Below are 26,087 nucleotides of genomic sequence, written 5' to 3'. Positions count from 1 at the left end.
TCGGAGCTCGAACGTTCGTGCCACTAACGAAGCTAGACTGTTAGTGTCACTAATGCAAGAGGTGGAGGAACCCCATGAGCCCGGCCCCCGAACCCACTCCGGCCCGGCTGCGCGCCATCCCCAGCCGCCTGCTCGCGGGGGCCGCGATCGCCGCCGACCGGCTCGTCAGCGAGCGCCTGGCCGCCGAAGGCGCACGCAAGTGGCACTTCGCCGTGCTGGCCGCGCTCGCCGAGGCCGGTGCCGCCAGCCAGGCCGAGCTCAGCCGCCTTACCGGCATTTACCGCAGCGACATGGTCGCCGTCCTCAACGAACTGGCCGACACCGAATACATCCGCCGCGATCCCGACCCCGCCGACCGCCGCCGCAACGTCATCACCCTCACCCCCGGCGGCCACCGCCGCCTGGAGCTCCTCGACGCGCTCGTCACCGACGCCCAACGCGAACTCCTCGCCCCCCTAACCTCTGGCCAGAAGGACGAACTCACCCGTCTACTCACCGTCCTGACCGAGCACCACCGCCCCCCGCACCCACGCCCGCACGACGCGAAGTAGCCCACCTTGCGTGACAGTTAGGATCCGGACGGGAACCCCTGCCCCCAGGAGGTCGGCGAGCGGTGACGGCGACGGGTGATTGGCGGGTTGCCGACTTCATCGAGGTACGCGAGCTGGGAGCCGGGGCCCAAGGACGGGTGGTGCTCGCGCGGCACCGCACGGCGGGCACCCCGGTGGCGATCAAATATCTGACCCGCCGTCCCGGTGATACCGAGGCACTGGAGCGTCTGCGCGCCGAGGCGGTGTTGCTGGGGCAGGTGTCCGATCCGTATGTGGCCCGGTTGTACCGCATGGTGGAGAGCGAGCACGGTGCGGCGATCGTCATGGAGGCGGTCGACGGGGTCTCGTTGAAGAGGGTGCTGGCCGAGCATGGGGCGCTCGGGCCGGAGGCGTCCTTGCTGGTGCTCAAGGGCTCGCTGTTGGGGCTGGCCGCTGCGCACGAGGCGGGGGTGGTCCACCGCGACTTCAAGCCCGCGAACGTGGTCGTCCGGGCGGACGGCCTCAGCAAGCTCATCGACTTCGGCGTGGCGGCCCTGGCCGGTGATCAGGCCATTGGCGGTACGCCCGCCTACATGGCGCCCGAGCAGTGGCGCGGGGAACCGGCCGTCCCTGCCACCGACGTGTACGCCGCCACCTGCGTGTTCTTTGAATGCGTGACCGGACGCCGTCCATACGCGGCCTCCGACCGGGCGGAGCTGATGAGTCGGCATCTGGCCGCGCCGGTCCCTGCGTCCGAGCTTCCGGAGGCGTTGCGGCCGCTGCTGGAGCAGGGCATGGCCAAGGAACCGGCGGAGCGTCCGCGCGACGCGATGACGCTGGTGGCCGAGCTCGACCAGATCGCCGCCTCGGCCTACGGCGAGGCATGGGAACAGCGTGGTGTACGCGCATTGGCCGGTGCCGCCGTGGGCCTGGCCGCGCTGTTCCCCCTGGTGGCGTCCGGGATAGGCGGCGGGGCGGCCGCAGGTGGAGCCGCCGCCGGGACCGCCGCCGGGACGGCCGCTGGGACCGCTGCTGGGACGACCGCCGGAGGCACCGCGGCCGGAGCGGCCGGGGCGGGCGCGGTCACCGGACTCGGCGGCAAGATCGCCGCGGCGATCACGGGGGCGAGCGTGGCCGTCGCCGCCGGAGGCGCGGGCACCTACCTCGCCACCCGGGACACCAACGACCCGCCCGCGCGGGCCGAGGTACAGCAGGTGCGCGTCTCGCTGGTGTCGTCGGTCCGGCGGGACACCTTGTCGGACCTGACGACGCAGTACGTCAAGGTGGACGGCGTAAGTGATCCCCGCGTGGAAACCAGGATCAACACCGTCCTGCGGGAGACGGCGGACACCCTCACCCGTCCGTGGGTGGACGGGGTCCGGCGCTACGGGCCGAGACCTGGCGAAGAGCGCTGGCGCGCCACGGCCGTCGCGAACTTCGGCCTGCGCGGACCGAGGCTCCTCTCCGTCTTCTACGACCTGGTCGACAGCCAGTCAGCCGCCGGATACTCCGCCGGGTCCGGCGTGGTCGTGGACCTATCGGACGGACGGCGGCTCGGCGCGCGAGACCTGTTCAAGCCGGAGGCCCTGACCGCGACCGGAATCCGCGACCTGGCCCGCACGATCGTCCGGAGCGAGAACGACCCGGAGAGCGCCGCGCAGACCCCGGCCGGTGCGGTGTGCTACGCGGGCCGCCCCATCACCGCGGCCGACCTCGTCCCGCAGAGGCTGATGGTGCTGCCGACCAGGGACGGCCTGACCTTCGTCATCACCGGGATCTCCGAACTCGACTGCACCGGAGGTTCCCGCGGGAAAAGGATCAAGGTGCCGTTCTCGCGGCTGAGAACGTTCGTACAGCCCGGCATCGTCGCCCAAGCCACGGCCCCGTCGCCGACACCCGGACGATCCTAAGAGCCCGGCGTGCGCGGAGTCTTTGCAGTTCGGCGGCTTTGGGTTGATGTGGGCTGGATAGATCCCCTGGCATGGGGGATCTTGCGTTCGGGGCCGGCATGGGCGAGGTCATCGGGAATCTGCTGCCGCTGGCGGTCGGGGTGGCGATCAGCCCGATCCCGATCATCGCGGTGATCCTCATGCTGTTGTCGCCGCGCGCACGCACCACCGGGCCGGGGTTCCTGGCCGGATGGGCGGGCGGCATCGTGATCGCCACGACCGTGCTGGTGGTGATCGCGAACGCCATCGGGATGAACAGTGCGTCCGGCCGGCCCAAGACGCCGGTCTCGTGGATCGAGCTGCTGCTGGGCGTGCTCGTCCTGACCCTGGCCGTCAGGCAGTGGACGTCCCGTCCCGGCGAGGGCGCGGAGGCCGAGACTCCCTCGTGGATGAAGGCGATCGACGAGGTCACCCCGGCCAGAGCGGCGACGCTGGGGCTGCTGCTGTCGGCGGTGAACCCCAAGAACCTGATCATGTGCGTCGCCGCCGGGATCGCCATCGCGCAGGGCGAGATGGGCGTCGGCGGCGAGGTCGTGGCGGTCGCCGTCTTCGCCGTGATCGCGGCGTGCAGCGTGGCGGTCCCGGTGCTGGTGTACGTCTTCGACGCCGACCGGATGCGCGGCCCGCTGGACGCCTTGAAGGTGTGGCTCGAACGCAACAGCACCACGGTGATGTTCGTGCTCCTGCTGGTCATCGGCTTCGTCCTGCTCGGCAAGGGCATCGGCGGCCTCATCGACTGACGTTCGTCACGTCATCAGCGGGCGCTGCCTCCTGAGGGCGCTACGCCTCTGACTGATCGACGATCTTGCGGAGGGCCGCGACGTGCCCCCGGTAGGCGGCGCGTCCCTCGGCGGTGAGTTCGAGCCACACCCGCTGCCGCGTGTCGCGGACCGCCTTGCGCTGCTCGACGTAACCGGCGTCCATCAGGACGCTCACGTGCTTGCTGAGCACCGAAGCGCTGACTCCCAGCCGCTCCTGGACCAGGCCGAACTCGATCTGGGTCACCGCGTCGAGCATCGCGCAGATGCGCAGCCGCTGCGGAGCGTGGATGACGGCGTCGAACGCTTCGGGGGCCGCGGCGCCGTCGGCCGGGGCCTGCCGGGTCATGACGACCGTCCGCCCGTCAGCCGGTGATGCACCCCGAATGCGATGATCCCCGCGGCGACCACCACGGTGATGGCCTCGGGGCCCCAAGGCGGGTCGGCGGCGCTCTGCACCAGGGCGTACAGGCCCAGCAGCGGAAGCATGATCACGGCGAACGGCCGCATCTGCCGGTCGTTCAGCCACACCAGCACCCGCATCCGCTTGACGACCACGTGCATGAGCACCCCGAGCCCCGCCGCCCAGACCGCCACCCCGGCCAGGAGGATCACCACCCCCGCCGGCGGGTCCGGAGTGATCGACACCAGGGGGCCGATCGGCGCGGTCCAGATCCCGAGGGCGACGAAGTACCACAACGGCGTCCGGATGCCGGACAGCGAGGCACGAGTCTGCTTGACGTCCTCCAGCGCCGCCGCAGCCTCCCCAGGAGTAGGCCGACCGCCCGCAGCGCCTTCATCCTCATGTGTTTCCATGCCGGAAACTATGACCCTTAGTTTCCACCTTGTCAACACAAGACTTTCCAAAGCGGCAAGCGTCCCCCGCGCCCTTCGGCGTTTGTGCTGGTGGAGGGACAATGGTGGGGTGGCTTGGTGGGTCCTGCATGTTGATCTGGACCAGTTCATCGCCGCCGTCGAGGTGCTTCGGCACCCGGAGCTGCGCGGGCGGCCGGTCGTCGTCGGTGGTGACGGTGATCCGACGAAGCGCGGCGTGGTGAGCACGGCTTCGTACGAGGCCCGTGCCTACGGCGTGCATTCCGGCCTGCCGCTGCGGACGGCGGCCCGGCGCTGCCCCGACGCGGTGTTCCTCCCAGTGGACAGAGACCTCTACGAATCCGTGTCGGACCAAGTCATGGCTACGTTGCGGAGCCTCGGCGTCGTGGTCGAGGTGCTCGGCTGGGACGAGGCGTTCCTTGCCGTCGACGGCGACCCGGAGGCGATGGCCCACGAGATCCGCGACCGGGTGCGCGCGGCGACGGGCCTCGAATGCACGGTCGGCATCGGGCAGAACAAGCTCCAGGCCAAGCTGGCGACCGGCTTCGGCAAGCCCGCCGGGATCTTCCGGATCACCGCGGAAACCTGGTTCGACGTGCTCGGCGACCTTCCGGCGGACGCGCTCTGGGGCGTCGGCGCCAAGACGGCCAAGCGGTTGAAGAGGCTGGACATCGCCACGGTCCGCGAACTCGCGGCCGCCGATCCCGACGTCCTCGCCGGCGAGTTCGGCCCCACGAACGGGCCGTGGCTGGTGCTGCTCGCGCGAGGGCTCGACAACTCGCCGGTGAGTGACGCGCCGCACGTCCCGAGGTCGCGCGGCCGGGAGACCACGTTCCAGGACGACCTGCCCGACTGGGAGGACGTGCGACGCGAAGTGTCCAAGCTGGCCCGGCGGGTCGCCGGTGACGTCGCCGAGGAGGGGAGGGACGTCGCACGCGTGATCGTCAAAGTCCGGTACGCGCCGTTCATCACCCAGACCCACGGCCGGACGCTGGAGGCCCCGTCCGTCGAGCCGGAACTGATCGAGGAGGCCGCCCTCGCCGCTCTCGACGCGTTCACTGGACGCCGCCCTGTCCGCCTCCTAGGCGTCCGCGCCGAATTCCAACGCTGACCAGGCGAACACGGAGCGGCCTCAGCCGCCGGTCGTGTCGAGGCGCAGCTAGACGTCGGAATGTTCGCGGCCGGAGAACAGGTCGGCCGGTTCGGGGCCCGACTCGGCCATCGCCCGCTCCGCCCTTCGGTTGTTGATCATGTGGAATGGCCGTATTGCACGCTCTTTTCGGTCTCGTCTGTGGGGATCTCCTCGACGGGGTGTCGGCGTGATCGGCGGGTGAGGAGGAGGGGGGTGGTGAGGAGGGCGGCGGTGAGGAGGATGGTGAAGGCGATCGTGAGGGCTGTGGTGTAGCCGTGGACCACCGCCGCTGTGGGGGTGGCCTCGGGGTGTGCGTTGAGGTAGGACGCGGCGGTGCTGGCGGCGACCGTGTTGAGCAGGGCGGTGCCCAGGGCGGCGCCGAGTTGCTGGGACGCGTTGTACGCCGCTGACGCCGACCCGATGTCCTGATGGTCTATCGCGGTGGTGGCCAGGCCGGCGGTGGGAGGCATGACGAGGCCGATGCCCAGGCCGGTGAGGATCAGGGCGGGGACGAGGTAAAGGGCGAAGACGTCCGTGGTGGACGCGGTCAGCCGCGTCAGGAGCAGCATCCCCGCGGCCGCGGCGAGGAGGCCGGGGAGGATCAGCGCGGCCGGGGGGACGCGGCCGTGCAGGCGTCCGGCGATGAGGGTCGAGGCGAGCAGGGCGGCCAGGGCGTTGATGATCAGGGTGAGGCCCGCCTCGACGGGCGAGTAGCCGAGGACGGTCTGCGTGTAGTAGCTCATGAACAGGTAGAAGCCGAACATCGCGACGAACATCAGGGTGATCGAGAGGAAGGCGCCGGCCCGTGCGCGGTGCAGCAGGATCCGCATGGGGAGGAGGGGGCGGCGCGTGCGCAGCTCGACGACGACGAACATCGTCAGCAGGACACCTCCGGCCAGGAGAGCCAGCGCGGCGTTCCGCTTGTCGGATTCGGCTTCGGCGAACGCGTAGACCACCGCTGCGAAGCCCGCGGCGCTCAGGAGTGCGCCTGGCACGTCCAGGCCCTGGCCGCGGCGGTTCGGCCGGTCGCGGGGCACGAGTGTCGTGCCGAGGACGGCGAGCAGTGCGACGGGGACGTTGATGTAGAGGCACCAGCGCCAGCTCGCGTACTCGGTCAGCAGTCCGCCTGCGATCAGGCCGATGGCCGACCCCGCGGCGCCCACCGCCGCGAACACTCCGAAGGCGCGGCCGCGTTCGCGTCCCCCGGTGAAGGTGATCGTCAGGAGTGAGAGGCCGGCGGGGGCCAGCGCGGCGGCGAACACCCCTTGCAGGGCTCGTGCCCCGAACAGCATCTCGGGGCTTGTGGCGGCGCCGCCCAGCGCGGACGAGCCCGCGAAGCCGAGCAGGCCGACGATGAACGTGCGGCGGTGTCCCAGTGCGCCGCTGATCCGGCCGCCGATGAGCAGGAGGCCGCCGAAGGCCAGCGCGTACGCGGTGATGGCCCACTGCCTGGCGGTGTCGGACATCCCGAGCGCCTGCTGTGCGGACGGCAGCGCGATGTTGATGATCGTCCCGTCCAGCACCACCAGGAGCTGGGCCGCGCTGACCGCGAGCAGCGTCGCCCAGCGCCTTCGACCGTCTTCCACTGTGTCTCCCTAACGTTGTTTGGGATTGCCTAACATTGTTCGGTTCAGCGAACACTGTAGCGTGATGGGGCGACCGGTTGGCACGGGAGAGGTGCGATGGGCAAGTCGAGTGATCTGCGCAGCGTCTGGCTGCGGCCCCGGCGTGAGCAGCGGGGAGAGCCGCCGCTGACGCACGCCCGCATCGTCGCGGCGGCGGTGGCCCTGCTGGACGAGGAGGGCATCGACCGGCTCACCATGCGGCGGCTCGCGGAGCGGCTCGACGTCGTCGCGCCGTCGCTGTACTGGCACGTCGACACCAAGGACGACGTGATCGACCTCGCGGTCGACGCGATCTTCGGGGAGGCCCCGCCGGAGCCGGGCGCCGGACGCGCGGAGGAGTGGCGCGACGACGTCACGGCGGTCCTGGCCGGCTGGCGGGCCGCGCTGCTGCGTCACCCCTGGGCCGCTGCGGTCCCGGCGCGGCGGCGTCCCACCATCGGCCCGAACTTCCTCGCCGGGATGGAGATCCTCCAGGCGACGCTCGCCCGCGCCGGGTTCACCGGCCGGCGCCTCTCGGCGGCGACCTGGGCGCTCTACAACCACGTCATGGGGTCCGCCTCGTCGCAGACCGCTCTGCACATCACCGACGAGGAGCGCCGCCTGGGGCAGGAACAGCTACGGGCGGCCCGCGACCGGTACCCGACCCTGGCCGCCAACGGCTACCTCTACGACGACGACTGGGATGGGAGCTACAGCGCGGGGCTGGCCTACATCCTCGACGGCCTGGAGGCGCAGCTGTAGCCGGGCTCAGCGTTACTCCGGCGAACGGAAGGCGAAGACCGACAGCGGGTCGGCGCCGGAGAACAGCAGCCGGATGACGATGATCGCCATGGCCTCCAGGTGGCGGGCCTGGGTGAGGTCGCCCGCGTCCAGCGGCTCGGCGCCCAGGTCCCTGATCAGCGTGCCGGCGGCCGGCTTGCCCTCGTCCGCCCCGGCGATGGGGACGGCCAGCGGACGGCCGCCGAAGACCGGAGGCCGCATCCGCCACACGTCGGCGTGCGCCTGGTTGAACGCCTTGACGACATGGGCGCCGGGGGACAGGCGGGCGATCTCCTCCGCCATCGAGCTGCCGCCCTCGTACGTCACCTGCGAGAAGTCGGCGATGTCGACGGCGTTGCCGCAGTCGATCACCGTCTTGCCCGCGAGAGTGCCCTCGGGGGCGCCCGCCGCGCGGAGCGTCTCGTCCAGCCCTGCGAGGAGGACCGCGACCAGGACGGCGTCGCCGAACTCGGCGGCCTCGCGCAGCGTCCCGGCACGGGCGCCGATCCGCTTGGCGAGGTCGGCGGTCTTGCCCGCCGTGCGCCCGCCGACGAGCACGTCATGCCCGGCGCGCACCCAGCCGGACGCCAGCGCCTCGGTCATCCTCCCGGCTCCGAGCACACCGATCTTCATTGCGTCCTCCCAATGGTTCGAGGTCTGCCGCAGGACGCTTAGGACGCTAGAAGGCCGTGAGGAACCCCGCGGTTCCCTACGGGGCGACTTCGCGGGCGTCCAGGAGCGCGCCCGTGTTGTCCTCGGCCCACCGGGTCAGCGCCGTCACCGGGATCAGGAGGCTGCGGCCCAGGTCGGTGAGGCTGTACTCGGTGCCGGGCGGGGCGGTCCGCAGGGCGCGGCGCTCGACGAGGCCGTTCTCGCCGAGCCGGCGCAGCGTCTGCGTCAGCATCTTGTTGCTGATGCCGCCGACCATGTCGCGCAGGTCGGTGTACCGGGCCGGGCCGCGCCCCAGCGCCACGATGACGACCACGGACCACGTGTCGGAGATCAGATCGAGGGTCGTCCGGGCGGGGCAGTCGGTGAGGAACACGTCATAGGCGACCACGACGGAAAGCGTACGCGCCGTGCGGGTCAGTCGAGGGGCAGCGGACGCCGCGGGACGGGAGCCGACTGCAGGATGGACGTCGTCGTCCGCGCGTACGGGGTGAAGCGGTCGAGGATCGGCTCCAGCTCCTCGACCGTCCGCAGGTGCGCGATGAAGTAGAAGCAGTCGTCGCCCGTGATGCGATGGCATTCGACGATCTCCGGGATCTCGTCGGCGATCTTCGGGATGCGGCTCAGCTCGCGCGGACTCGGGTTCACGCGGACGAGGATCGTGATCGGGAAACCGAGCGCGACCGGGTCGACGGACGCGTGGTACCCCGTGATCACGCCCGTCTCCTCCAGCCGCTGCACCCGTTCGGCGACGGCGGGCGCGGAGAGCGCGACGCGGCGGCCGAGGTCGGCGAGGGTGGCTCGGCCGTCCCGCTGCAGCTCGGTGAGGATCCTGAGGTCGATCGCGTCGAGCGGCTTGGGTTCGTAGGCGCGGCCTGGCCGGCCCCTTCGGTTCGCCATTCCTCCAACTTACGAACCCGCCGACGATACGGCCATGTCCTTTCCGCCCTGGTCGTACTTCGTCGGCAGCGCGGTTTTCCACTATCTGGGCCCGTCGTTCGCCGTCCTGCTTTTCTCCCGGGTCGCCCCGCTGGGTGTCGCCGGGTTGCGTATCTGGAGCGCCGTCCTGGTGTTCCTGCTGTGGCGCCGCCCCTGGCGGACGCTCAACCGCGACACCTGGCGGACGATCCTGCTCTGGGGCGCCGTCCTCGCGCTCATGAACTCGTCCTTCTACATGGCCATCGAGCGGCTCCCGCTAGCGACGGTGGCGGCGATCGAGTTCCTGCCCGTCATCGGGCTCGCGGCAGTGGGGATGCGGACGCGCCGCAACCTCACCGCCCTCGCCGCTGCCGTCACCGGCGTCTACCTACTGACGGACGTACGCCTAGAAGGAGAGCCGCTCGGATTCGTCTTCGCGTTCGCGAACGCTGCGCTGTTTGCGCTGTATGTGGTGGTCGCGCATAGGGCCGCGCAGTCGGACGCCGGAGGAATCGACGGATTGGCAATGGCGATGGTGGTCGCGACGGTGTTCGTCCTGCCGATCGGAGGCGTCCAGGCCGTGCCCGTCCTGACGGACCCCGTTGCGCTGGCAGCGGGCATCGGGGTGGGCATCTCGTCGTCCGTCATCCCCTACGTGTGCGACCAGTTGGCTATGGCGCGCCTGAGCCGCGCCACCTATGCGCTGATGGTCGCCCTACTGCCCGCCACCGCGACCGTGGTAGGGCTGGTCGTCCTGCAACAGGTACCCGTTCCTACAGAACTCGCCGGAATCGGGTTGGTGATCGCCGGTGTGTCGTTGCACCGTGGAGAACGTTGAAAGGAGCCGTCATGGAACAGGTACGTCTCGGCACGACGGGAACGAAGGTCTCCCGCATCTGCCTCGGGATGATGAGCTACGGCGACCCGTCGAAACGGGCGTGGATCCTGGACGAGGACGCCGCGGAACCGATAATCCGGCGGGCCGTGGAAGCGGGCGTGACGTTCTTCGACACCGCTGACGTGTACGCGGAAGGCACGAGCGAAGAACTGACAGGGCATCTGCTCCCGAAGTTCTTCGCCCGCAGGGACGACTACGTCCTGGCCACCAAGGTCTGCCTCCCCATGGGGCCGGGACCGAACGACCGAGGGCTGTCGCGCAAGCACATCATGGCGGGCATCGACGATTCGCTGCGGCGGCTTGGCGTCGACCATGTCGACCTCTACCAGATCCACCGATGGGACTACGGGACGCCCATTGAGGAGACCATGGAGGCCCTGCACGACGTCGTGAAATCAGGCAAGGTCCGGCACATCGGCGCGTCCAGCATGTTCGCGTGGCAGTTCGCCAAGGCGCAGCACGTCGCGGAGACCCACGGCTGGACGAAATTCGTCACCATGCAGAACCACTACAACCTCATCTACCGCGAAGAGGAGCGGGAGATGATCCCGCTGTGCCTCGACCAGGGCGTGGGCCTCATCCCGTGGAGCCCGCTGGCCCGCGGGATGCTGGCCGGGAACCGGGAGCGCGGCGGTGAGCGCAAGACCGTCCGGTCCCAGAACGACGCCTACGGGGACAGCCTGTACACCGAGGACGACTTCGACGTCGTCGACGTGGTCCGGGAGGTCGCGGGGGAGCGGGGCGTCCCGGCGGCCCAGGTCGCGCTCGCGTGGCTGCTCGGACGTCCCGGGGTGACCGCGCCCATCTTCGGAGCGACGAAACTCACGCACCTTGAGGACGCGATCGCCGCCGAACGCCTGGAGCTGGACGAAAAGGAGGTCGCGCGGCTGGAGGCGCCGTACCGGCCGCACCCGATCCTCGGGCATTCCTGACATATCTCGCCCCTGGACGTCCCCCGGCCGGAACGGTTGGGGGACGTCCGGCGTCTATACAGGGTGGTGATTTGCGATACCACGGGCGATCGGGGCAGGCTGGGGGCCAGAACGCCCACGGATGGCAAGACCGCTGAAGGAGCCCGACGATGACCGAGAATGACGGCACGCAGGGGCCGCAGCGGCCGTTGCCGGAGGACGAGGCGCAGCCCACGCCGCCGGAGGCCCAGGAGCCTCCCGCCCGGCCGCTGGGCGACCGCACCGTGGTGTTCGGCGCGCCGCAGCTCGGCGGCGCCGGAGCGGCCCAGCCGGAACCGCCCGCCCAGCCGGAGCAGCCGGCGCAGGAGCCCCGCGACGAAGAGCGGCCGGCGCCTCCTCCCACGATGGTCGAGCAGCCCGTGCAGCAGTTCGGCGAGCAGCCACCGCCGCCGCCCCCCTCTCCGTTCGGCGGACCGCAGGAGCAGCAGGCCCCGTACGGCCAGCCGCCCGCCGGCCAGATGCCCTACGGCACGCCTCCCGGCCCCGGCGGGTTCCCGCCGCCGCAGGAGCAGCAGTACGCGCCGCCCGGAGAGCAGCAGCAGTACGGCCAGCCCCAGCCCGGCTACGGGCAGCAGCCGGAGCAGGCGCCCTACGGCCAGCAGCCGCCGGAGCAGCCCTACGGCCAGCAGCCGCCCGCGTATCCGCAGCAGCCGATGCACGGCTCGCCCCAGGAAACGGCCCAGGAGCCGCTGCCGCAGTACGGTCAGCAGCCGTTCGGCGGCCAGGGCGGCGGAGCGTTCCCAGGCGACCCCGGCGCGACGCAGCCCGCCGGTGAGCAGCCCCCGGCGCAGCCGCCGCAGGGCGAGCAGCCGCAGGACTCCCTGACGGACCGGACGATGATCGTCCCCGGGCCGTCCGAGACGCCGGAGCCCGAGCCGCAGCGGCCGGTCATCGACGACCAGGCGACGCTGCACTGGTCGCCCGGCACCGACATCCCGGTCGCCACCGGCCCGGAGCGCAAGCAGGAGCCCCCGTCCGAGCCGTGGCAGACGCCGACGCCGCCGTCCACGCCCGAGCCGTGGTCCCCGGAGACGTCCCAGCCCGGCGGCGCCCAGCAGAGCCAGCCCGGGCAGCAGGGCCAGCCCGGGCAGCAGGGCCTGGACGCCGAGCGGACGATGATGGTCCCGCCGCCCGACTCCGGCTTCGGCGCGGGTGCGCAGCCGTCCGTCCCGCAGGAGGACCCGTACCGTCCGCACAGCGAGAGCGGTCCGGAGGAGGCGCCCGCCACCGAGGTGTTCAACCCGGGTGCCCAGGGCGCCCAGCCCGCCGAGCCGCAGGGCCTGGCCGACCACACCCGGATGGACATCGGCCAGCAGCAGTGGGGCCAGCAGGCGCCGCAACAGCAGCCCCAGCAGCAGCAGCCCTACGGCCAGCAGCAGTACGGCGAACAACAGCAGCAGTACGGCGAACAGCAGCAGGGCTACGGCCAGCAGCAGCCCTATGGGCAGCAGCAGGGTTACGGGCAGCAGTACGGCCAGCCGGGCGAGCAGATGGCCCAGGCCCCCGGAGCCCCAGGGCAGGCGCCAGGCCAGGGCCAGCAATACGGTCAGCCAGGCCAGTACGGCCAGCAGCAGCCCTACGGCCAGCAGGGCCAGTACGGCCAGCAGCCCGGCTACGGCACCGGCAGCGGCGAGGGCAAGGGCAGCAAGAACATGCTCCTGCTCATCGTCGGCGGCGGCGTCGCCCTCGTGGTGGTCCTCGCCGTGGTCTACCTCGCCTTCCTCCGATAGGACGGCCCACGCCGACAGGGACGATCAGGACGAAGGTAAAACCTCGTCCACGTCTTCCCCAACGGCCCTCACCTGGGACACAATGCCGACGGGTTCACCTTTCTCCGAGGCGGCCGCACGGCCGATCGCGGAGCCGGGAACACCCGTCGGAGTCCCGCCGTTCATACCTACGGGGAGAAGGCTCCCCGAGACCCGAACGAAACCCCGGGCTTGCGCCGGAGGGCGGGCGCACGGTAGTGCGCGCTCACTTTGCACTTTCACGCGGGGCTCGGTAACCTCTTCACTTGTGCCCGCAGTGCGGGCCGCTGTGCGTGCGCGTCGGAGAGGCCCCCAGGCCAGCCCCAGCGCCGCATCACATGAGGCTCTCTCATCCTCGGTGGGCTTGGTGGTCTAAGGCCGCCCGGGCACGCCGGATGGAAGGGACTCGCTCCCCGGCTTGATTCGGCCCCAGACACGGGCCGGGCGGTCTGTGTCGGTTTCGCGCGGCTGTATTTCCGTGTGGCGGCGACACGCCCGACCGCGTGGGTCGGAGAGGTCGGGAAACCGGCAGGTCACAGCCTCGCCTGAGGTGGTGATTGCAGCAATAAGACTTACCGGCTCGGTACGAGGAAGACGGAGACGCGGTGCCCACGATCCAGCAGCTGGTCCGCAAGGGCCGCCAGGACAAGGTGACCAAGAACAAGACGCCCGCGCTCAAGGGCAGCCCCCAGCGCCGGGGTGTCTGCACGCGCGTCTACACGACGACGCCCAAGAAGCCGAACTCGGCGCTCCGCAAGGTCGCCCGTGTCCGGCTGTCGAGCGGGATCGAGGTCACGGCCTACATCCCCGGCGTCGGCCACAACCTGCAGGAGCACTCGATCGTGCTCGTGCGCGGCGGCCGTGTGAAGGACCTCCCCGGCGTTCGGTACAAGATCATTCGCGGCACGCTGGACACCCAGGGCGTCCGGAACCGCAAGCAAGGCCGCAGCCACTACGGCGCGAAGAAGGAGAAGAGCTGATGCCGCGCAAGGGCCCCGCTGGCAAGCGCCAGCTCATCGCTGACCCGGTCTACAACTCGCCGCTGGTCACCGCGCTCATCAACAAGATTCTCCTGGACGGCAAGCGTTCGATCGCGCAGAACATCGTCTACGACGCCCTCGAAGGCGCCCGCGAGAAGACCGGCAACGACCCGGTCGTCACGCTGAAGCGCGCCCTCGACAACGTCAAGCCGACCCTGGAGGTCCGCAGCCGCCGCGTCGGCGGCGCGACCTACCAGGTCCCCGTCGAGGTGCGGCCGGCGCGCAGCACCACGCTGGCCCTGCGCTGGCTGGTCGTGTACGCCCGGCAGCGGCGCGAGAAGACCATGACCGAGCGGCTGATGAACGAGCTGCTCGACGCGAGCAACGGCCTCGGCGCTTCCGTCAAGAAGCGTGAGGACACGCACAAGATGGCGGAGTCGAACAAGGCCTTCGCCCACTACCGCTGGTAACCCGGCGAACAGCAACGACGAGACGACGCGAAGGACGACAGTGGCTACCAAAACCGGTGTAGACCTGGCCAAGGTCCGCAACATCGGGATCATGGCCCATATCGACGCGGGCAAGACCACGACGACCGAGCGCATCCTCTACTACACGGGGATGAGCTACAAGATCGGCGAGGTCCACGACGGCGCCGCCACCATGGACTGGATGGAGCAGGAGCAGGAGCGGGGGATCACCATCACCTCCGCCGCCACCACCTGCGAGTGGCCCGTCGACGACGTCAAGCACACCATCAACATCATCGACACCCCCGGGCACGTCGACTTCACCATCGAGGTGGAGCGCAACCTGCGGGTGCTCGACGGTGCGGTCGCGGTGTTCGACGGCGTCGCCGGAGTCGAGCCCCAGTCCGAGACGGTGTGGCGCCAGGCCGACCGGTACGGCGTCCCGCGCATGTGCTTCGTCAACAAGCTCGACCGGGTCGGCGCGGAGTTCCACCGCTGCGTCGACATGATCGAGAGCCGTCTCAGCGCGACCCCGCTGGTGCTGCAGCTGCCGATCGGCGCCGAGGCCGACTTCAAGGGCGTGATCGACCTCGTCCGCATGAAGGCCCTCGTGTGGAACGAGGAGGCCAAGCTCGGCGAGATGTACGACACGCTCGACATCCCCGAGACGCACGTCGAGACGGCGCGCGAGTGGCACGACAAGCTGGTCGAGACCCTCGCCGAGAACGACGACGAGATCATGGAGCTGTACCTGGAGGGCAACGAGCCCACCGTCGAGCAGCTCCACGACGGCATCCGCCGCGCGACGATCGCCGCGAAGCTCACCCCGGTGACGTGCGGCACGGCGTTCAAGAACAAGGGCGTGCAGCCGCTGCTGGACGCGATCGTCCGCTACCTGCCGTCGCCGCTGGACGTCGAGGCCATCGAGGGCCACGCCGTCCGCGACGAGGAGAAGGTGCTGTCGCGCAGGCCGAGCGAGGAGGAGCCGTTCTCCGCGCTCGCCTTCAAGATCGCGAGCGACCCGCACCTCGGCAAGCTCACCTTCGTGCGCGTCTACTCGGGCGTCATGGAGTCCGGCTCCAACGTGATGAACTCCGTCAAGGAGCGCAAGGAGCGCATCGGCAAGATCTACCGGATGCACGCCAACAAGCGCACCGAGATCGAGCGCGCGGGCGCCGGCGACATCGTCGCGGTGATGGGCCTCAAGCAGACCACCACCGGCGAGACGCTGTCGGACGACAAGAACCCGATCGTCCTCGAGTCGATGAACTTCCCGGCGCCGGTCATCCACGTCGCGATCGAGCCGAAGACCAAGGCCGACCAGCAGAAGCTCGGCACCGCCATCCAGCGGCTCGCCGAGGAGGACCCGTCCTTCCAGGTCCGCACCGACGAGGACACCGGCCAGACCGTCATCTCCGGGATGGGCGAGCTCCACCTGGAGATCCTCGTCGACCGGATGAAGCGCGAGTTCAAGGTCGACGCCAACGTCGGCAAGCCGCAGGTCGCCTACCGCGAGACGATCAGCCGCAAGGTCGAGAAGGTCGAGTACACCCACAAGAAGCAGACGGGCGGCTCGGGCCAGTTCGGCCGCGTGATCATCGACCTGGAGCCGCTCGGCGGCGGGTCCGACGGCTACGAGTTCGAGAACAAGGTCACCGGCGGCCGCATCCCGCGGGAGTACATCCCGTCGGTCGACGCGGGCTGCCAGGAGGCCGCCGAGTTCGGTGTCCTCGCCGGCTACCCGATGGTCGGCGTCAAGGTCACCCTCAAGGACGGCGCCTACCACGAGGTCGACTCCTCGGAGATGGCGTTCAAGGTCGCCGGTTCCATGGCGTTCAAGGAGGCCGCCCGCAGGGCGTCCCCCACGCTGCTGGAGCCGATGATGGCGGTCGAGGTCACCACGCCCGAGGACAACATGGGCGACGTGATCGGCGACCTCAACAGCCGCCGAGGTCAGGTCCAGTCCATGGACGAGCGGCACGGCATGCGCGTCATCAAGGCGCTCGTGCCGCTCTCCGAGATGTTCGGCTACGTGGGTGATCTGCGCAGCAAGACCCAGGGCCGGGCTGTCTTCACGATGCAGTTCGACTCCTATGCCGAGGTTCCGGGGAACGTCGCGCAGGAGATCATCGCCAAGGCACGGGGCGAGTAAAACCCGGCCTGCCCTACCAGATCACCAGAACGCACATCGAAACGGTCGTCGAGGACGGCCGAGGATCGCAAGCAAGGAGCAACCAGTGGCGAAGGCCAAGTTCGAGCGGACGAAGCCGCACGTGAACATCGGCACCATTGGACACATCGACCACGGTAAGACCACGCTTACCGCGGCGATCACCAAGGTGCTCCACGACAAGTACCCGGACCTCAACCCCTTCACGCCGTTCGAGGACATCGACAAGGCGCCGGAGGAGCGCGAGCGCGGCATCACCATCTCGATCGCGCACGTCGAGTACCAGACCGAGGCGCGGCACTACGCGCACGTGGACTGCCCGGGTCACGCGGACTACATCAAGAACATGATCACCGGTGCGGCGCAGATGGACGGCGCCATCCTGGTGGTGGCCGCCACCGACGGCCCGATGCCGCAGACCAAGGAGCACGTGCTCCTGGCCCGCCAGGTCGGCGTCCCGTACATCGTCGTCGCGCTGAACAAGTGCGACATGGTGGACGACGAGGAGATCCTGGAGCTCGTCGAGCTCGAGGTCCGCGAGCTGCTCACCGAGTACGAGTTCCCGGGCGACGACCTGCCGGTCATCCGCGTCTCCGCGTTCCAGGCCCTGCAGGGCGACGAGAAGTGGTCGGCGTCGATCGGCGAGCTGATGGACGCCGTCGACGAGAACGTGCCGGAGCCGACCCGCGACGTCGAGAAGCCGTTCCTGATGCCGATCGAGGACGTCTTCTCGATCACCGGCCGCGGCACGGTCGTGACCGGCCGCGTCGAGCGCGGTGTCGTGAACGTCAACGAGACCGTCGACATCATCGGCATCAAGAACGAGAAGACCACGACGACCGTCACCGGCGTCGAGATGTTCCGCAAGCTCCTCGACCAGGGCCAGGCGGGCGACAACGTCGGCCTGCTCCTGCGGGGCGTCAAGCGCGAGGACGTCGAGCGCGGCCAGTGCGTCATCAAGCCGGGCACCACGACCCCGCACACCGAGTTCGAGGCGCAGGTCTACATCCTGTCCAAGGACGAGGGCGGGCGGCACACGCCGTTCTTCAACAACTACCGTCCGCAGTTCTACTTCCGGACCACCGACGTGACCGGCGTGGTGAACCTCCCCGAGGGCACCGAGATGGTCATGCCGAGCGACAACACCGAGATGCGCGTCGAGCTGATCCAGCCCGTCGCCATGGAGGAGGGCCTGAAGTTCGCCATCCGCGAGGGTGGCCGGACGGTCGGCTCGGGTCGCGTCATCAAGGTCATCAAGTAGCACCGTCGTAGCGGGGCGGCCCCGCCGCCTGGCGGGGCCGCCGCGCTACGCCACCAAGAAGTATCCAGCGGCACTACAGCAAAGGACACCGAGGCCACCATGGCGGGACAGAAGATCCGCATCCGGCTCAAGGCCTACGACCACGAGGTCATCGACACCTCCGCGAAGAAGATCGTTGAGACGGTGACGCGGACGGGCGCCAAGGTCGCGGGCCCGGTGCCGCTGCCGACCGAGAAGAACGTGTACTGCGTCATCCGCTCGCCGCACAAGTACAAGGACAGCCGCGAGCACTTCGAGATGCGCACGCACAAGCGGTTGATCGACATCATCGACCCGACGCCCAAGACGGTTGACTCGCTGATGCGGCTCGACCTTCCGGCCGGCGTCGACATCGAGATCAAGCTCTGAGGGACGCACCGACATGAGTACGCAGAGGAAGGGCGTCCTGGGCGAGAAGCTCGGCATGACCCAGGTCTTCGACGATGAGGGCCGGATCGTTCCGGTGACCGTCGTCCAGGCCGGGCCGTGTGTCGTCACGCAGCTCAAGACCCAGGAGAACGACGGGTACACCGCCGTCCAGATCGGGTTCGGGCAGATCGACCCGCGCAAGGTGAACAAGCCGCGCACGGGTCACTTCGAGAAGGCCGGCGTCACGCCGCGCCGCTACATCGTCGAACTGCGCGCTGACGACACCACCGGGTACGAACTCGGCCAGGAGATCACCGCCGACGTCTTCGAGGCCGGCCAGAAGATCGACGTGACCGGCACGAGCAAGGGCAAGGGCACCGCCGGTGTCATGAAGCGCCACGGGTTCAAGGGCCTCGGCGCCTCGCACGGCACCCAGCGCAAGCACCGCTCGCCGGGTTCGATCGGCGGCTGCGCGACCCCCGGTCGCGTCTTCAAGGGCCTCCGCATGGCGGGACGGCACGGCAACGCCCGCACCACCGTGCAGAACCTGACCGTCCACGCCATCGACGCGGAGAAGAACCTGCTGCTGATCAAGGGCGCGGTTCCCGGTCCCAACGGCGGCGTGGTGCTGGTCCGCGACGCGACGAAGGGAGCGGGCAAGTGACCTCCAAGCTCGACATCGACCTGCCGGCCGAGGTCTTCGACGCGAAGACCAACATCCCGCTGATCCATCAGGTCGTGGTGGCTCAGGAGGCGGCGGCGCGGCAGGGCACGCACTCGACCAAGACGCGCGGCGACGTGCGCGGCGGCGGCCGCAAGCCGTACCGGCAGAAGGGGACGGGACGCGCCCGCCAGGGCTCGACCCGCGCGCCCCAGTTCGCCGGCGGCGGCATCGTGCACGGCCCCCAGCAGCGCGACTACACCCAGAAGACGCCCAAGAAGATGAAGGCGGCGGCGCTTCGCGGCGCGCTGTCCGACCGCGCCCGGTACGGCCGGGTGCACGTGGTCGACCACCTCATCGAGGGCGACACCCCGAAGACGAAGACGGCGCTGAAGGCGCTGCGCGAGGTCACCGAGGCCAAGCGCGTCCTGGTGGTCGTGGACCGCGAGGACGAGGTGACCTGGAAGAGCCTGCGCAACGAGCCCGCCGTGCACGTGCTCGTCTCCGACCAGCTCAACACCTACGACGTGCTGGTGAACCACGATGTCGTCTTCACGAAGGCGGCGTACGACGAGTTCATCTCGCGTGCGGCGAAGAAGTAAGGAGGGTCGCACATGAACAAGATCGCCGACCCCCGCGACATCATCATCGCGCCGGTCGTCTCGGAGAAGAGCTACGGGCTGCTGGACGAGAACAAGTACACGTTCGTCGTCCGCCCGGACGCCAACAAGACCCAGATCAAGCAGGCGGTCGAGGCGGTGTTCGGAGTCAAGGTGACGAGCGTGAACACGCTCAACCGGCAGGGCAAGCGCAAGCGCACCCGGTTCGGCTACGGCAAGCGCAAGGACACCAAGCGCGCCATCGTCAGCCTGGCCGAGGGCGAGCGGATCGACATCTTCGGCGGCCCGGCCTAACCGGCCGGGGCCCGAAGCAGACAAGGGATGAACGAATAAGATGGGCATCCGTAACTACAAGCCGACGACTCCCGGTCGTCGCGGCTCCAGCGTGGCCGACTTCGTCGAGATCACGCGCACCGAGCCCGAGAAGTCGCTGCTGCGTCCGCTCCCCAAGAAGGGCGGCCGCAACAACCACGGCCGCATCACGACCCGGCACCAGGGCGGCGGGCACAAGCGCGCCTACCGCATCATCGACTTCCGGCGGCACGACAAGGACGGCGTCCCGGCGAAGGTCGCGCACATCGAGTACGACCCGAACCGCACCGCCCGGATCGCGCTGCTGCACTACGTGGACGGCGAGAAGCGCTACATCCTCGCCCCGCGCGGCCTGAAGCAGGGCGACCGGGTTGAGAACGGGCCGGGCGCCGACATCAAGCCGGGCAACTGCCTCCCGCTGCGCAACATCCCGACCGGTACCGTCATCCACGCCATCGAGCTCCGGCCCGGCGGCGGCGCCAAGATCGCCCGCAGCGCGGGCGCCGGCGTCCAGCTGCTGGCCAAGGAGGGCAAGTACGCCACGCTGCGCATGCCGTCCGGCGAGATGCGGATGGTGGACGTGCGCTGCCGCGCGACGGTCGGCGAGGTCGGCAACGCCGAGCAGTCGAACATCAACTGGGGCAAGGCCGGCCGCATGCGGTGGAAGGGCAAGCGCCCGACCGTCCGCGGCGTGGCCATGAACCCGATCGACCACCCGCACGGTGGTGGTGAGGGCAAGACCTCCGGTGGCCGGCACCCGGTCAACCCGGCCGGCAAGAAGGAAGGCCGCACTCGCCAGGCGAACAAGTCGAGCGACCGGCTGATCGTCCGTCGTCGCAGCAAGAAGAAGCGGTAGGAGTCGCTCGTCATGCCACGTAGCCTTAAGAAGGGCCCGTTCGTGGACGACCACCTCATGAAGAAGGTGGACGACCAGAACGAGAAGGGCACCAAGAACGTCATCAAGACGTGGTCGCGGCGCTCCATGATCGTGCCGGACATGATCGGTCACACGATCGCCGTGCACGACGGCCGCAAGCACGTCCCGGTGTTCATCACCGACTCCATGGTGGGGCACAAGCTCGGCGAGTTCGCGCCGACGCGCACGTTCCGCAGCCATGTCAAGGAAGACCGCCGCAGCCGTCGCGGCTGAGCAGGCCGGCAGAGAGAGGGAAAGCGATGGAAGCCAGGGCCCAGGCGCGGTTCATCCGCGTCACGCCCAGGAAGGCCCGCCGCGTGGTGGACCTCATCCGCGGCCTCCCGGCCGCGGAGGCTCAGGCGGTGCTGCGGTTCGCCCCCCAGGCTGCGAGTGAGCCGGTGGGCAAGGTGCTGGCGAGTGCCATCGCCAACGCCGAGCACAACTTCAAGCTCGACACCGACACGCTCGTCGTCAGCCGGGCGTACGTGGACGAGGGGCCGACGCTGAAGCGTTTCCGTCCCCGCGCCCAGGGCCGGGCTTACCGCATCAACAAGCGCACGAGCCACATCACCGTGGTCGTGGAGTCGCGGGACGAAGCAGCGTCCGCGTCCGGCGGCGGTAAGAAGACGAGGAGGGCCCGGTAGTGGGTCAGAAGATCAACCCGCACGGGTTCCGGCTCGGCATCACCACCGACCACAAGTCCGTGTGGTTCGCCGACAAGCTCTACAAGGACTACGTCAAGGAAGACGTCCAGATCCGGCGCATGCTGCAGAAGGGCATGGACCGGGCGGGCATCTCCAAGGTGGAGATCGAGCGGACCCGTGACCGTGTCGAGGTCAACATCCACACCGCCCGGCCGGGCATCGTCATCGGCCGCCGCGGCGCGGAGGCCGAGCGCCTCCGCGGCGACCTGGAGAAGCTGACCGGCAAGCAGGTCAGGCTGAACATCCTCGAGGTCAAGAACCCCGAGATCGACGCGCAGCTCGTCGCGCAGGGCGTGGCCGAGCAGTTGTCCAGCCGGGTCGCGTTCCGCCGCGCCATGCGCAAGGCGATCCAGTCCGCGATGAAGTCGGGCGCCAAGGGCATCAAGGTGCAGTGCGGCGGCCGCCTCGGCGGCGCCGAGATGTCGCGGTCGGAGTTCTACCGCGAGGGCCAGGTCCCGCTGCACACGCTGCGCGCCGACATCGACTACGGCTTCTACGAGGCCCGGACGACGTTCGGCCGCATCGGCGTCAAGGTGTGGATCTACAAGGGCGAGGCCGCGGCGACGCGCGCCGAGCGCGAGCAGAAGGCCGCGCAGCAGCGCGCCGCGGGCGGCGGCGGTGGCCGTGAGCGCCGCGGCGGCGGCGGCGGTGGCGGCGAGCGCCGTGGCGGTGGCCGCGGCGGCCGTGGCGGACGCGGCGGCGCCGGTGGCGGCGAGCGCGGCGGTGCCGGTGGCGGCGACCGCGGCGGCGCGCCCAAGCAGCAGCAGAGTTCCGAGCAGCAGGCGCCGGCCGCCGAGGCTGCTCCGCAGGGTGAGGGGAGCTGAGTAACCCATGCTGATCCCTCGCAAGGTCAGGCACCGCAAGCAGCACCACCCGAAGCGCCGCGGCATGGCCAAGGGCGGCACGAGGGTGGTGTTCGGCGAGTACGGCATCCAGGCGGTCGAGCCCGCGTACGTGACGAACCGGCAGATCGAGGCCGCGCGTATCGCGATGACCCGGCACATCAAGCGCGGCGGCAAGGTCTGGATCAACATCTTCCCGGACCGTCCGCTGACCAAGAAGCCCGCCGAGACCCGCATGGGCTCCGGCAAGGGCTCCGTGGAGTGGTGGGTCGCCAACGTGAAGCCGGGCCGCGTGCTGTTCGAGATCTCCTACCCGAACGAGCAGATCGCCCGGGAAGCCCTCACGCGCGCGATCCACAAGCTGCCGATGAAGTGCAAGATCGTGAAGCGAGAGGTGGGTGAGTCCTGATGGCCAAGGGTCTTACCGCCGACGACCTGCGGACCGAGCCCGAGGACGTCCTGGTCACCAAGCTCAAGGAGGCCAAGGAGGAGCTGTTCAACCTCCGCTTCCAGGCCGCGACCGGTCAGCTTGAGAGCCACGGGCGGCTCCGCGAGGTCAAGCGCGAGATCGCCCGCATCTACACCGTGATGCGGGAGCGCGAGCTCGGCATCGTCACGGTCGAGGACGCGGAGGACAAGGAATGACCGAGCAGCAGACCGAGCAGACCGCCGGGCAGCGGAACAGTCGCAAGATCCTTGAGGGTCTCGTGACCAGCGACAAGATGGACAAGACCGTGGTCGTGTCCGTCGAGGACCGCGTGAAGCACGCCAAGTACCACAAGGTGATCCGCCGCACGAAGAACTACAAGGCGCACGACGAGGCCAACGAGTGTGGCGTCGGCGACCGCGTCCGGCTCATGGAGACCCGCCCGCTGTCGGCCACCAAGCGGTGGCGCGTGGTGGAGATCCTCGAGAAGGCCAAGTAATTACTGGTTCCACCAGGCTGCCGCGGAGACGTGGCAGAACCGGTGTGACGAACAGGAGTTGACGTGATCCAGCAGGAGTCGCGACTCAAGGTCGCCGACAACACGGGTGCGAAGGAGATCCTTTGCATCCGGGTTCTCGGCGGCTCGGGTCGGCGCTACGCGGGAGTCGGCGACATCATCGTCGCGACGGTGAAGGACGCCCTTCCCGGCGCGGGCGTGAAGAAGGGTGACGTCGTCAAGGCGGTCGTCGTGCGCACCCGCAAGGAGCGCCGGCGCCCGGACGGCTCCTACATCCGCTTCGACGAGAACGCGGCCGTTCTGATCAAGGACGGCGGTGACCCCCGCGGCACCCGAATCTTCGGCCCGGTGGGCCGCGAACTGCGCGAGAAGAAGTTCATGCGCATCATCTCGCTCGCGCCGGAGGTGCTCTGATGAAGATCCGTAAGGGCGACGAGGTGATCGTCCTCGCCGGCAAGGACAAGGGCGCGACCGGCAAGGTCCTGCGCACCATCCCCCGCGAGGAGCGGGTGGTCGTCGAGGGCGTCAACCTCATCACCAAGAACATCAAGGCCGACGCGCAGCGGGCCGGCAAGGAGAGCGGCCGCGTCACGGTCGAGGCGCCGCTGCACGTCAGCAACGTCGCGATCGTGGAGGACGGCAAGCCGATCCGGGTCGGATACCGCATCGACGAGAACGACGACGGCACCACGACCAAGGTCCGGATCTCGCGGCGCAGCGGTAAGGAGATCTGAGACCGATGACCGACACCGTCACCGAGACGCAGACCGACGCGCGTCCCGTGCCGCCGCCGCGGCTCAAGGTCCGCTACCGCGAGGAGATCGCGGGGCAGATGCGGGAGCAGTTCGGCTACGCCAACGTCATGCAGACCCCCAGCCTCACCAAGATCGTGGTGAACATGGGGGTCGGCGACGCGGCCAAGGACGCCAAGCTGATCGAGGGCGCGATCCGCGACCTGGCGCTGATCACCGGCCAGAAGCCGGCCGTGAACCGGGCCCGCAAGTCCATCGCGCAGTTCAAGCTGCGCGAGGGCATGCCGATCGGCGCGCACGCCACGCTGCGCGGCGACCGCATGTGGGAGTTCCTGGACCGGCTGCTCGCGACGGCGCTGCCCCGCATCCGCGACTTCCGCGGCCTGTCGCCGAAGCAGTTCGACGGCAACGGCAACTACACGTTCGGGCTGACCGAGCAGGTCATGTTCCACGAGGTCGACCCCGACAAGGTCGACCGGCAGCGTGGCATGGACATCACGGTCGTGACGACCGCGAAGACCGACGACGAGGGCCGGGCGCTGCTGAGGCTCCTCGGTTTCCCGTTCAAGGAGAACTGAGCACATGGCGAAGAAGTCGATGATCGCCAAGGCGGCGCGGAAGCCGAAGTTCGGCGTCCGCGGTTACACTCGATGCTCGCGCTGCGGGCGTCCGCGCTCCGTCTACCGGAAGTTCGGCCTGTGCCGCGTGTGCTTCCGGGAGATGGCCCACCGCGGCGAGCTGCCCGGCATCACGAAGTCCAGCTGGTGACCGCGTCCCGGGGCGCGGCCCTGGGACGTGCACCGGCCTGATAATGACCGACCGGGCGTCCGCGAGGACGCCCACGACCGCGCCAAAGGTCCACGGGCGCATCAGTCCAAGGAAACCGTGGCGAGGGAGGGCCAGTAGGCCATGACGATGACCGACCCGATCGCAGACATGCTGACGCGTCTGCGGAACGCGAATTCGGCGTACCACGACCAGGTGGCGATGCCGTACTCGAAGATCAAGGCGCACATCGCCGAGATCCTCCAGCAGGAGGGCTACATCTCGGGCTGGAGCGTGGAGGACGCCGAGGTCGGCAAGAAGCTCAACATCGAGCTCAAGTTCGGGCCGACCCGGGAGCGTTCGATCGCCGGCATCAAGCGCGTCTCGAAGCCGGGTCTGCGCGTGTACGCGAAGAAGGACAACCTGCCCAAGGTCCTCGGCGGACTGGGCGTCGCGATCATCTCGACGTCCTCCGGCCTGATGACCGACCGGCAGGCGGGCAAGCGCGGCGTGGGCGGCGAAGTCCTCGCCTACGTCTGGTGAGGGGGGTTCTGACCAATGTCTCGAATCGGACGTAGCCCCATCGCCGTCCCCGGCAACGTCGAGGTCAAGCTCGACGGCCGGGAGGTCACCGTCAAGGGGCCGAAGGGCACGCTGTCGCACACGGTCGCCGAGCCCATCGAGGTCAAGCAGGAGGACGGCAGGATCGTCGTCTCCCGGCCGAACGACGTCAACAAGGTGCGCGGCCTGCACGGGCTCACCCGGACGCTGATCAACAACATGGTCGTCGGGGTGACCGACGGCTACAAGAAGACCCTGGTCATCCAGGGCGTCGGGTACCGCGTGGTGGCCAAGGGCAAGAACCTGGAGTTCTCGCTCGGGTACAGCCATCCGATCACCGTCGAGCCGCCCGAGGGCATCAGCTTCACGGTGGAGCGTCCGACCCAGCTGGTCGTCGAGGGCATCGACAAGCAGAAGGTCGGCGAGGTCGCCGCCAACATCCGCAAGCTGCGCAAGCCGGACCCGTACAAGGGCAAGGGCGTGCGGTACGAGGGCGAGCAGATCCGCCGCAAGGTCGGAAAGGCTGGTAAGTAGATCATGGCAGGCACCAAGACCCTGGCCGGCAAGGCCACGTCGGCGCGGGCCAAGGCCCGCAGGCGCCGGCACATCCGGGTCCGCAAGAAGGTCCTCGGCACCGCCGAGCGGCCTCGCCTGGTCGTGACCCGCTCCACCCGGCACGTGTTCGTCCAGGTCATCGACGACGACAAGGGCCACACGCTGGCCAGCGCGTCCACGATGGAGGCGGACCTGCGCGCCGACGCCGGCGACAAGACCGCCAAGTCCCGCAAGGTCGGCGAGCTCGTCGCCGCGCGGGCCAAGCAGGCCGGTGTCGCCGCGGTCGTGTTCGACCGGGGCGGCAACAAGTACCACGGCCGCATCGCCGCAGTCGCGGACGGTGCGCGCGAGGGGGGCCTGCAGCTGTGACGGCCC

The 26,087-nt window shown here is 69.5% G+C and carries 36 protein-coding genes; 30 read left to right on the top strand and 6 right to left on the bottom strand.

Annotation, left to right across the window (positions count from 1 at the left end; all coding sequences use genetic code 11):
- Positions 1-74: 74 nt before the first annotated feature.
- The 3 genes from ACH35V_RS20890 (at position 75) to ACH35V_RS20880 (ending at position 3,219) form a co-directional block, all read left to right on the top strand.
- Entirely contained in the window at positions 75-551 is a 477-nt protein-coding gene (locus ACH35V_RS20890) for a MarR family winged helix-turn-helix transcriptional regulator (protein WP_395974504.1), read from the top strand.
- A 62-nt stretch (positions 552-613) separates the two neighbouring features.
- Positions 614-2,440: a serine/threonine-protein kinase gene (locus ACH35V_RS20885; RefSeq protein ID WP_395974503.1), complete on the top strand. Its 1,827-nt coding sequence runs from the start codon at positions 614-616 to the stop codon at positions 2,438-2,440.
- A gap of 71 nt (positions 2,441-2,511) precedes the next feature.
- Entirely contained in the window at positions 2,512-3,219 is a 708-nt protein-coding gene (locus ACH35V_RS20880; RefSeq protein WP_395974502.1) for a GAP family protein, read from the top strand.
- A 40-nt stretch (positions 3,220-3,259) separates the two neighbouring features.
- Here ACH35V_RS20880 and ACH35V_RS20875 read toward each other — a convergent pair whose 3' ends face one another.
- Together ACH35V_RS20875 and ACH35V_RS20870 are read right to left on the bottom strand one after the other, a co-directional pair.
- Entirely contained in the window at positions 3,260-3,586 is a 327-nt protein-coding gene (locus ACH35V_RS20875) for a transcriptional regulator (protein ID WP_395974501.1), read from the bottom strand.
- Entirely contained in the window at positions 3,583-4,053 is a 471-nt protein-coding gene (locus ACH35V_RS20870) for a hypothetical protein (protein ID WP_395974500.1), read from the bottom strand. Before ACH35V_RS20870 ends, ACH35V_RS20875 begins: the two co-directional genes overlap by 4 nt.
- A gap of 109 nt (positions 4,054-4,162) precedes the next feature.
- On the opposite strand from ACH35V_RS20870, the gene ACH35V_RS20865 reads away from it, so the two are divergent.
- Positions 4,163-5,182, top strand: a complete 1,020-nt coding sequence (locus ACH35V_RS20865) for a DNA polymerase IV (protein WP_395974498.1) — start codon at positions 4,163-4,165, stop codon at positions 5,180-5,182.
- A gap of 137 nt (positions 5,183-5,319) precedes the next feature.
- Here the strand turns inward: ACH35V_RS20865 and ACH35V_RS20860 are convergent, their stop codons facing one another.
- The gene (locus ACH35V_RS20860; protein WP_395974497.1) at positions 5,320-6,789 is read right to left on the bottom strand and encodes an MFS transporter; all 1,470 of its coding nucleotides are present in this window, start codon (positions 6,787-6,789) and stop codon (positions 5,320-5,322) included.
- 96 nt (positions 6,790-6,885) lie between these two features.
- On the opposite strand from ACH35V_RS20860, the gene ACH35V_RS20855 reads away from it, so the two are divergent.
- Complete coding sequence (locus ACH35V_RS20855) at positions 6,886-7,569, top strand: TetR/AcrR family transcriptional regulator C-terminal domain-containing protein (RefSeq protein ID WP_395974495.1); 684 nt, start codon at positions 6,886-6,888, stop codon at positions 7,567-7,569.
- A 12-nt stretch (positions 7,570-7,581) separates the two neighbouring features.
- Here ACH35V_RS20855 and ACH35V_RS20850 read toward each other — a convergent pair whose 3' ends face one another.
- From ACH35V_RS20850 to ACH35V_RS20840, 3 genes are all read right to left on the bottom strand, one after another.
- Complete coding sequence (locus ACH35V_RS20850) at positions 7,582-8,220, bottom strand: NADPH-dependent F420 reductase (protein ID WP_395974494.1); 639 nt, start codon at positions 8,218-8,220, stop codon at positions 7,582-7,584.
- 76 nt (positions 8,221-8,296) lie between these two features.
- Entirely contained in the window at positions 8,297-8,647 is a 351-nt protein-coding gene (locus tag ACH35V_RS20845; RefSeq protein WP_395974493.1) for a winged helix-turn-helix transcriptional regulator, read from the bottom strand.
- Between the two features lie 26 nt (positions 8,648-8,673).
- Positions 8,674-9,156, bottom strand: a complete 483-nt coding sequence (locus tag ACH35V_RS20840) for an Lrp/AsnC family transcriptional regulator (RefSeq protein WP_395974491.1) — start codon at positions 9,154-9,156, stop codon at positions 8,674-8,676.
- Positions 9,157-9,190: 34 nt separating this feature from the next.
- Between ACH35V_RS20840 and ACH35V_RS20835 the strand changes: the two genes are divergently transcribed.
- From ACH35V_RS20835 to rplR, 25 genes are all read left to right on the top strand, one after another.
- Entirely contained in the window at positions 9,191-10,012 is an 822-nt protein-coding gene (locus ACH35V_RS20835; protein WP_395974489.1) for an EamA family transporter, read from the top strand.
- A gap of 11 nt (positions 10,013-10,023) precedes the next feature.
- On the top strand, positions 10,024-11,004 hold the full coding sequence (locus ACH35V_RS20830) for an aldo/keto reductase (RefSeq protein ID WP_395974488.1): 981 nt from the start codon (positions 10,024-10,026) through the stop codon (positions 11,002-11,004).
- Positions 11,005-11,153: 149 nt separating this feature from the next.
- Positions 11,154-12,773, top strand: coding sequence for a hypothetical protein (locus ACH35V_RS20825; protein ID WP_395974487.1), 1,620 nt, complete (start codon positions 11,154-11,156; stop codon positions 12,771-12,773).
- Between the two features lie 623 nt (positions 12,774-13,396).
- Positions 13,397-13,771, top strand: coding sequence for a 30S ribosomal protein S12 (rpsL, locus tag ACH35V_RS20820; protein WP_117398359.1), 375 nt, complete (start codon positions 13,397-13,399; stop codon positions 13,769-13,771).
- Positions 13,771-14,241 (top strand): 30S ribosomal protein S7, encoded by a 471-nt coding sequence (rpsG, locus tag ACH35V_RS20815; protein ID WP_131963176.1) that lies wholly within the window; start codon positions 13,771-13,773, stop codon positions 14,239-14,241. Before rpsL ends, rpsG begins: the two co-directional genes overlap by 1 nt.
- 40 nt (positions 14,242-14,281) lie before the next feature.
- Entirely contained in the window at positions 14,282-16,393 is a 2,112-nt protein-coding gene (gene fusA / locus ACH35V_RS20810) for an elongation factor G (RefSeq protein WP_395974485.1), read from the top strand.
- A gap of 85 nt (positions 16,394-16,478) precedes the next feature.
- A complete protein-coding gene (gene tuf, locus ACH35V_RS20805; RefSeq protein ID WP_395974483.1) occupies positions 16,479-17,672 on the top strand; it encodes an elongation factor Tu in 1,194 nt (397 codons plus the stop codon).
- 99 nt (positions 17,673-17,771) lie between these two features.
- Positions 17,772-18,080: a 30S ribosomal protein S10 gene (gene rpsJ, locus ACH35V_RS20800; RefSeq protein ID WP_018657599.1), complete on the top strand. Its 309-nt coding sequence runs from the start codon at positions 17,772-17,774 to the stop codon at positions 18,078-18,080.
- Between the two features lie 13 nt (positions 18,081-18,093).
- Positions 18,094-18,744 carry a 50S ribosomal protein L3 gene (gene rplC, locus ACH35V_RS20795; RefSeq protein WP_131963173.1) on the top strand — a complete coding sequence of 217 codons (651 nt, stop codon included), beginning with the start codon at positions 18,094-18,096 and terminating at the stop codon, positions 18,742-18,744.
- Positions 18,741-19,343, top strand: a complete 603-nt coding sequence (gene rplD, locus ACH35V_RS20790; RefSeq protein ID WP_395974482.1) for a 50S ribosomal protein L4 — start codon at positions 18,741-18,743, stop codon at positions 19,341-19,343. The genes rplC and rplD overlap by 4 nt, the downstream gene beginning before the upstream one ends.
- A gap of 12 nt (positions 19,344-19,355) precedes the next feature.
- Positions 19,356-19,655, top strand: coding sequence for a 50S ribosomal protein L23 (gene rplW, locus ACH35V_RS20785; RefSeq protein ID WP_131890072.1), 300 nt, complete (start codon positions 19,356-19,358; stop codon positions 19,653-19,655).
- Between the two features lie 40 nt (positions 19,656-19,695).
- Complete coding sequence (rplB, locus tag ACH35V_RS20780; protein WP_395951214.1) at positions 19,696-20,529, top strand: 50S ribosomal protein L2; 834 nt, start codon at positions 19,696-19,698, stop codon at positions 20,527-20,529.
- A 12-nt stretch (positions 20,530-20,541) separates the two neighbouring features.
- Positions 20,542-20,823, top strand: coding sequence for a 30S ribosomal protein S19 (rpsS, locus tag ACH35V_RS20775; RefSeq protein WP_131963170.1), 282 nt, complete (start codon positions 20,542-20,544; stop codon positions 20,821-20,823).
- Between the two features lie 26 nt (positions 20,824-20,849).
- Positions 20,850-21,233, top strand: coding sequence for a 50S ribosomal protein L22 (gene rplV, locus ACH35V_RS20770; RefSeq protein ID WP_328363157.1), 384 nt, complete (start codon positions 20,850-20,852; stop codon positions 21,231-21,233).
- Positions 21,233-22,117: a 30S ribosomal protein S3 gene (rpsC, locus tag ACH35V_RS20765; protein ID WP_395974479.1), complete on the top strand. Its 885-nt coding sequence runs from the start codon at positions 21,233-21,235 to the stop codon at positions 22,115-22,117. The genes rplV and rpsC overlap by 1 nt, the downstream gene beginning before the upstream one ends.
- 7 nt (positions 22,118-22,124) lie before the next feature.
- A complete protein-coding gene (gene rplP, locus ACH35V_RS20760; RefSeq protein WP_138643275.1) occupies positions 22,125-22,544 on the top strand; it encodes a 50S ribosomal protein L16 in 420 nt (139 codons plus the stop codon).
- Positions 22,544-22,780, top strand: coding sequence for a 50S ribosomal protein L29 (gene rpmC / locus ACH35V_RS20755; protein WP_395974477.1), 237 nt, complete (start codon positions 22,544-22,546; stop codon positions 22,778-22,780). The genes rplP and rpmC overlap by 1 nt, the downstream gene beginning before the upstream one ends.
- Complete coding sequence (rpsQ, locus tag ACH35V_RS20750) at positions 22,777-23,061, top strand: 30S ribosomal protein S17 (RefSeq protein ID WP_395974475.1); 285 nt, start codon at positions 22,777-22,779, stop codon at positions 23,059-23,061. Before rpmC ends, rpsQ begins: the two co-directional genes overlap by 4 nt.
- A 63-nt stretch (positions 23,062-23,124) precedes the next feature.
- Entirely contained in the window at positions 23,125-23,493 is a 369-nt protein-coding gene (rplN, locus tag ACH35V_RS20745; RefSeq protein WP_021596728.1) for a 50S ribosomal protein L14, read from the top strand.
- Positions 23,493-23,813, top strand: a complete 321-nt coding sequence (rplX, locus tag ACH35V_RS20740) for a 50S ribosomal protein L24 (protein WP_395974473.1) — start codon at positions 23,493-23,495, stop codon at positions 23,811-23,813. Before rplN ends, rplX begins: the two co-directional genes overlap by 1 nt.
- A 5-nt stretch (positions 23,814-23,818) precedes the next feature.
- Positions 23,819-24,409 (top strand): 50S ribosomal protein L5, encoded by a 591-nt coding sequence (gene rplE, locus ACH35V_RS20735; RefSeq protein WP_395974471.1) that lies wholly within the window; start codon positions 23,819-23,821, stop codon positions 24,407-24,409.
- 4 nt (positions 24,410-24,413) lie between these two features.
- Positions 24,414-24,599 (top strand): type Z 30S ribosomal protein S14, encoded by a 186-nt coding sequence (locus tag ACH35V_RS20730; protein WP_395974469.1) that lies wholly within the window; start codon positions 24,414-24,416, stop codon positions 24,597-24,599.
- A gap of 141 nt (positions 24,600-24,740) precedes the next feature.
- Positions 24,741-25,139, top strand: a complete 399-nt coding sequence (gene rpsH / locus ACH35V_RS20725; protein WP_067454634.1) for a 30S ribosomal protein S8 — start codon at positions 24,741-24,743, stop codon at positions 25,137-25,139.
- 15 nt (positions 25,140-25,154) lie between these two features.
- Positions 25,155-25,691, top strand: coding sequence for a 50S ribosomal protein L6 (gene rplF, locus ACH35V_RS20720; RefSeq protein ID WP_395974467.1), 537 nt, complete (start codon positions 25,155-25,157; stop codon positions 25,689-25,691).
- Between the two features lie 3 nt (positions 25,692-25,694).
- Positions 25,695-26,081 (top strand): 50S ribosomal protein L18, encoded by a 387-nt coding sequence (gene rplR / locus ACH35V_RS20715; protein ID WP_395974466.1) that lies wholly within the window; start codon positions 25,695-25,697, stop codon positions 26,079-26,081.
- The last annotated feature ends 6 nt before the right edge of the window (positions 26,082-26,087 follow it).

It is taken from the genome of Actinomadura sp. 1N219 (genome assembly GCF_044326405.1).
Taxonomy (GTDB): Bacteria; Actinomycetota; Actinomycetes; order Streptosporangiales; family Streptosporangiaceae; genus Spirillospora.
The sequence above is the reverse complement of the archived record's forward strand: the minus strand, read 5'-3'. Positions and strand labels throughout refer to the sequence as shown.

What these genes read in the sequence shown, in the direction of transcription:
- ACH35V_RS20870 (WP_395974500.1), bottom strand. Translation starts at nt 4,053, where the DNA reads ATGGAAACACATGAGGATGAAGGCGCTGCGGGCGGTCGGCCTACTCCT.
- ACH35V_RS20830 (WP_395974488.1), top strand. Translation starts at nt 10,024, where the DNA reads ATGGAACAGGTACGTCTCGGCACGACGGGAACGAAGGTCTCCCGCATC.
- rpsH (WP_067454634.1), top strand. Translation starts at nt 24,741, where the DNA reads ATGACGATGACCGACCCGATCGCAGACATGCTGACGCGTCTGCGGAAC.
- rpsG (WP_131963176.1), top strand. Translation starts at nt 13,771, where the DNA reads ATGCCGCGCAAGGGCCCCGCTGGCAAGCGCCAGCTCATCGCTGACCCG.
- rplX (WP_395974473.1), top strand. Translation starts at nt 23,493, where the DNA reads ATGAAGATCCGTAAGGGCGACGAGGTGATCGTCCTCGCCGGCAAGGAC.
- rplF (WP_395974467.1), top strand. Translation starts at nt 25,155, where the DNA reads ATGTCTCGAATCGGACGTAGCCCCATCGCCGTCCCCGGCAACGTCGAG.
- ACH35V_RS20850 (WP_395974494.1), bottom strand. Translation starts at nt 8,220, where the DNA reads ATGAAGATCGGTGTGCTCGGAGCCGGGAGGATGACCGAGGCGCTGGCG.
- ACH35V_RS20730 (WP_395974469.1), top strand. Translation starts at nt 24,414, where the DNA reads ATGGCGAAGAAGTCGATGATCGCCAAGGCGGCGCGGAAGCCGAAGTTC.
- ACH35V_RS20890 (WP_395974504.1), top strand. Translation starts at nt 75, where the DNA reads ATGAGCCCGGCCCCCGAACCCACTCCGGCCCGGCTGCGCGCCATCCCC.
- rplV (WP_328363157.1), top strand. Translation starts at nt 20,850, where the DNA reads ATGGAAGCCAGGGCCCAGGCGCGGTTCATCCGCGTCACGCCCAGGAAG.
- ACH35V_RS20855 (WP_395974495.1), top strand. Translation starts at nt 6,886, where the DNA reads ATGGGCAAGTCGAGTGATCTGCGCAGCGTCTGGCTGCGGCCCCGGCGT.
- rplW (WP_131890072.1), top strand. Translation starts at nt 19,356, where the DNA reads ATGAACAAGATCGCCGACCCCCGCGACATCATCATCGCGCCGGTCGTC.
- ACH35V_RS20875 (WP_395974501.1), bottom strand. Translation starts at nt 3,586, where the DNA reads ATGACCCGGCAGGCCCCGGCCGACGGCGCCGCGGCCCCCGAAGCGTTC.
- rplP (WP_138643275.1), top strand. Translation starts at nt 22,125, where the DNA reads ATGCTGATCCCTCGCAAGGTCAGGCACCGCAAGCAGCACCACCCGAAG.
- rpsJ (WP_018657599.1), top strand. Translation starts at nt 17,772, where the DNA reads ATGGCGGGACAGAAGATCCGCATCCGGCTCAAGGCCTACGACCACGAG.
- rplE (WP_395974471.1), top strand. Translation starts at nt 23,819, where the DNA reads ATGACCGACACCGTCACCGAGACGCAGACCGACGCGCGTCCCGTGCCG.
- rplB (WP_395951214.1), top strand. Translation starts at nt 19,696, where the DNA reads ATGGGCATCCGTAACTACAAGCCGACGACTCCCGGTCGTCGCGGCTCC.
- ACH35V_RS20880 (WP_395974502.1), top strand. Translation starts at nt 2,512, where the DNA reads ATGGGGGATCTTGCGTTCGGGGCCGGCATGGGCGAGGTCATCGGGAAT.
- ACH35V_RS20825 (WP_395974487.1), top strand. Translation starts at nt 11,154, where the DNA reads ATGACCGAGAATGACGGCACGCAGGGGCCGCAGCGGCCGTTGCCGGAG.
- rpsQ (WP_395974475.1), top strand. Translation starts at nt 22,777, where the DNA reads ATGACCGAGCAGCAGACCGAGCAGACCGCCGGGCAGCGGAACAGTCGC.
- rpsS (WP_131963170.1), top strand. Translation starts at nt 20,542, where the DNA reads ATGCCACGTAGCCTTAAGAAGGGCCCGTTCGTGGACGACCACCTCATG.
- ACH35V_RS20835 (WP_395974489.1), top strand. Translation starts at nt 9,191, where the DNA reads ATGTCCTTTCCGCCCTGGTCGTACTTCGTCGGCAGCGCGGTTTTCCAC.
- rpmC (WP_395974477.1), top strand. Translation starts at nt 22,544, where the DNA reads ATGGCCAAGGGTCTTACCGCCGACGACCTGCGGACCGAGCCCGAGGAC.
- ACH35V_RS20840 (WP_395974491.1), bottom strand. Translation starts at nt 9,156, where the DNA reads ATGGCGAACCGAAGGGGCCGGCCAGGCCGCGCCTACGAACCCAAGCCG.
- rplR (WP_395974466.1), top strand. Translation starts at nt 25,695, where the DNA reads ATGGCAGGCACCAAGACCCTGGCCGGCAAGGCCACGTCGGCGCGGGCC.
- rplC (WP_131963173.1), top strand. Translation starts at nt 18,094, where the DNA reads ATGAGTACGCAGAGGAAGGGCGTCCTGGGCGAGAAGCTCGGCATGACC.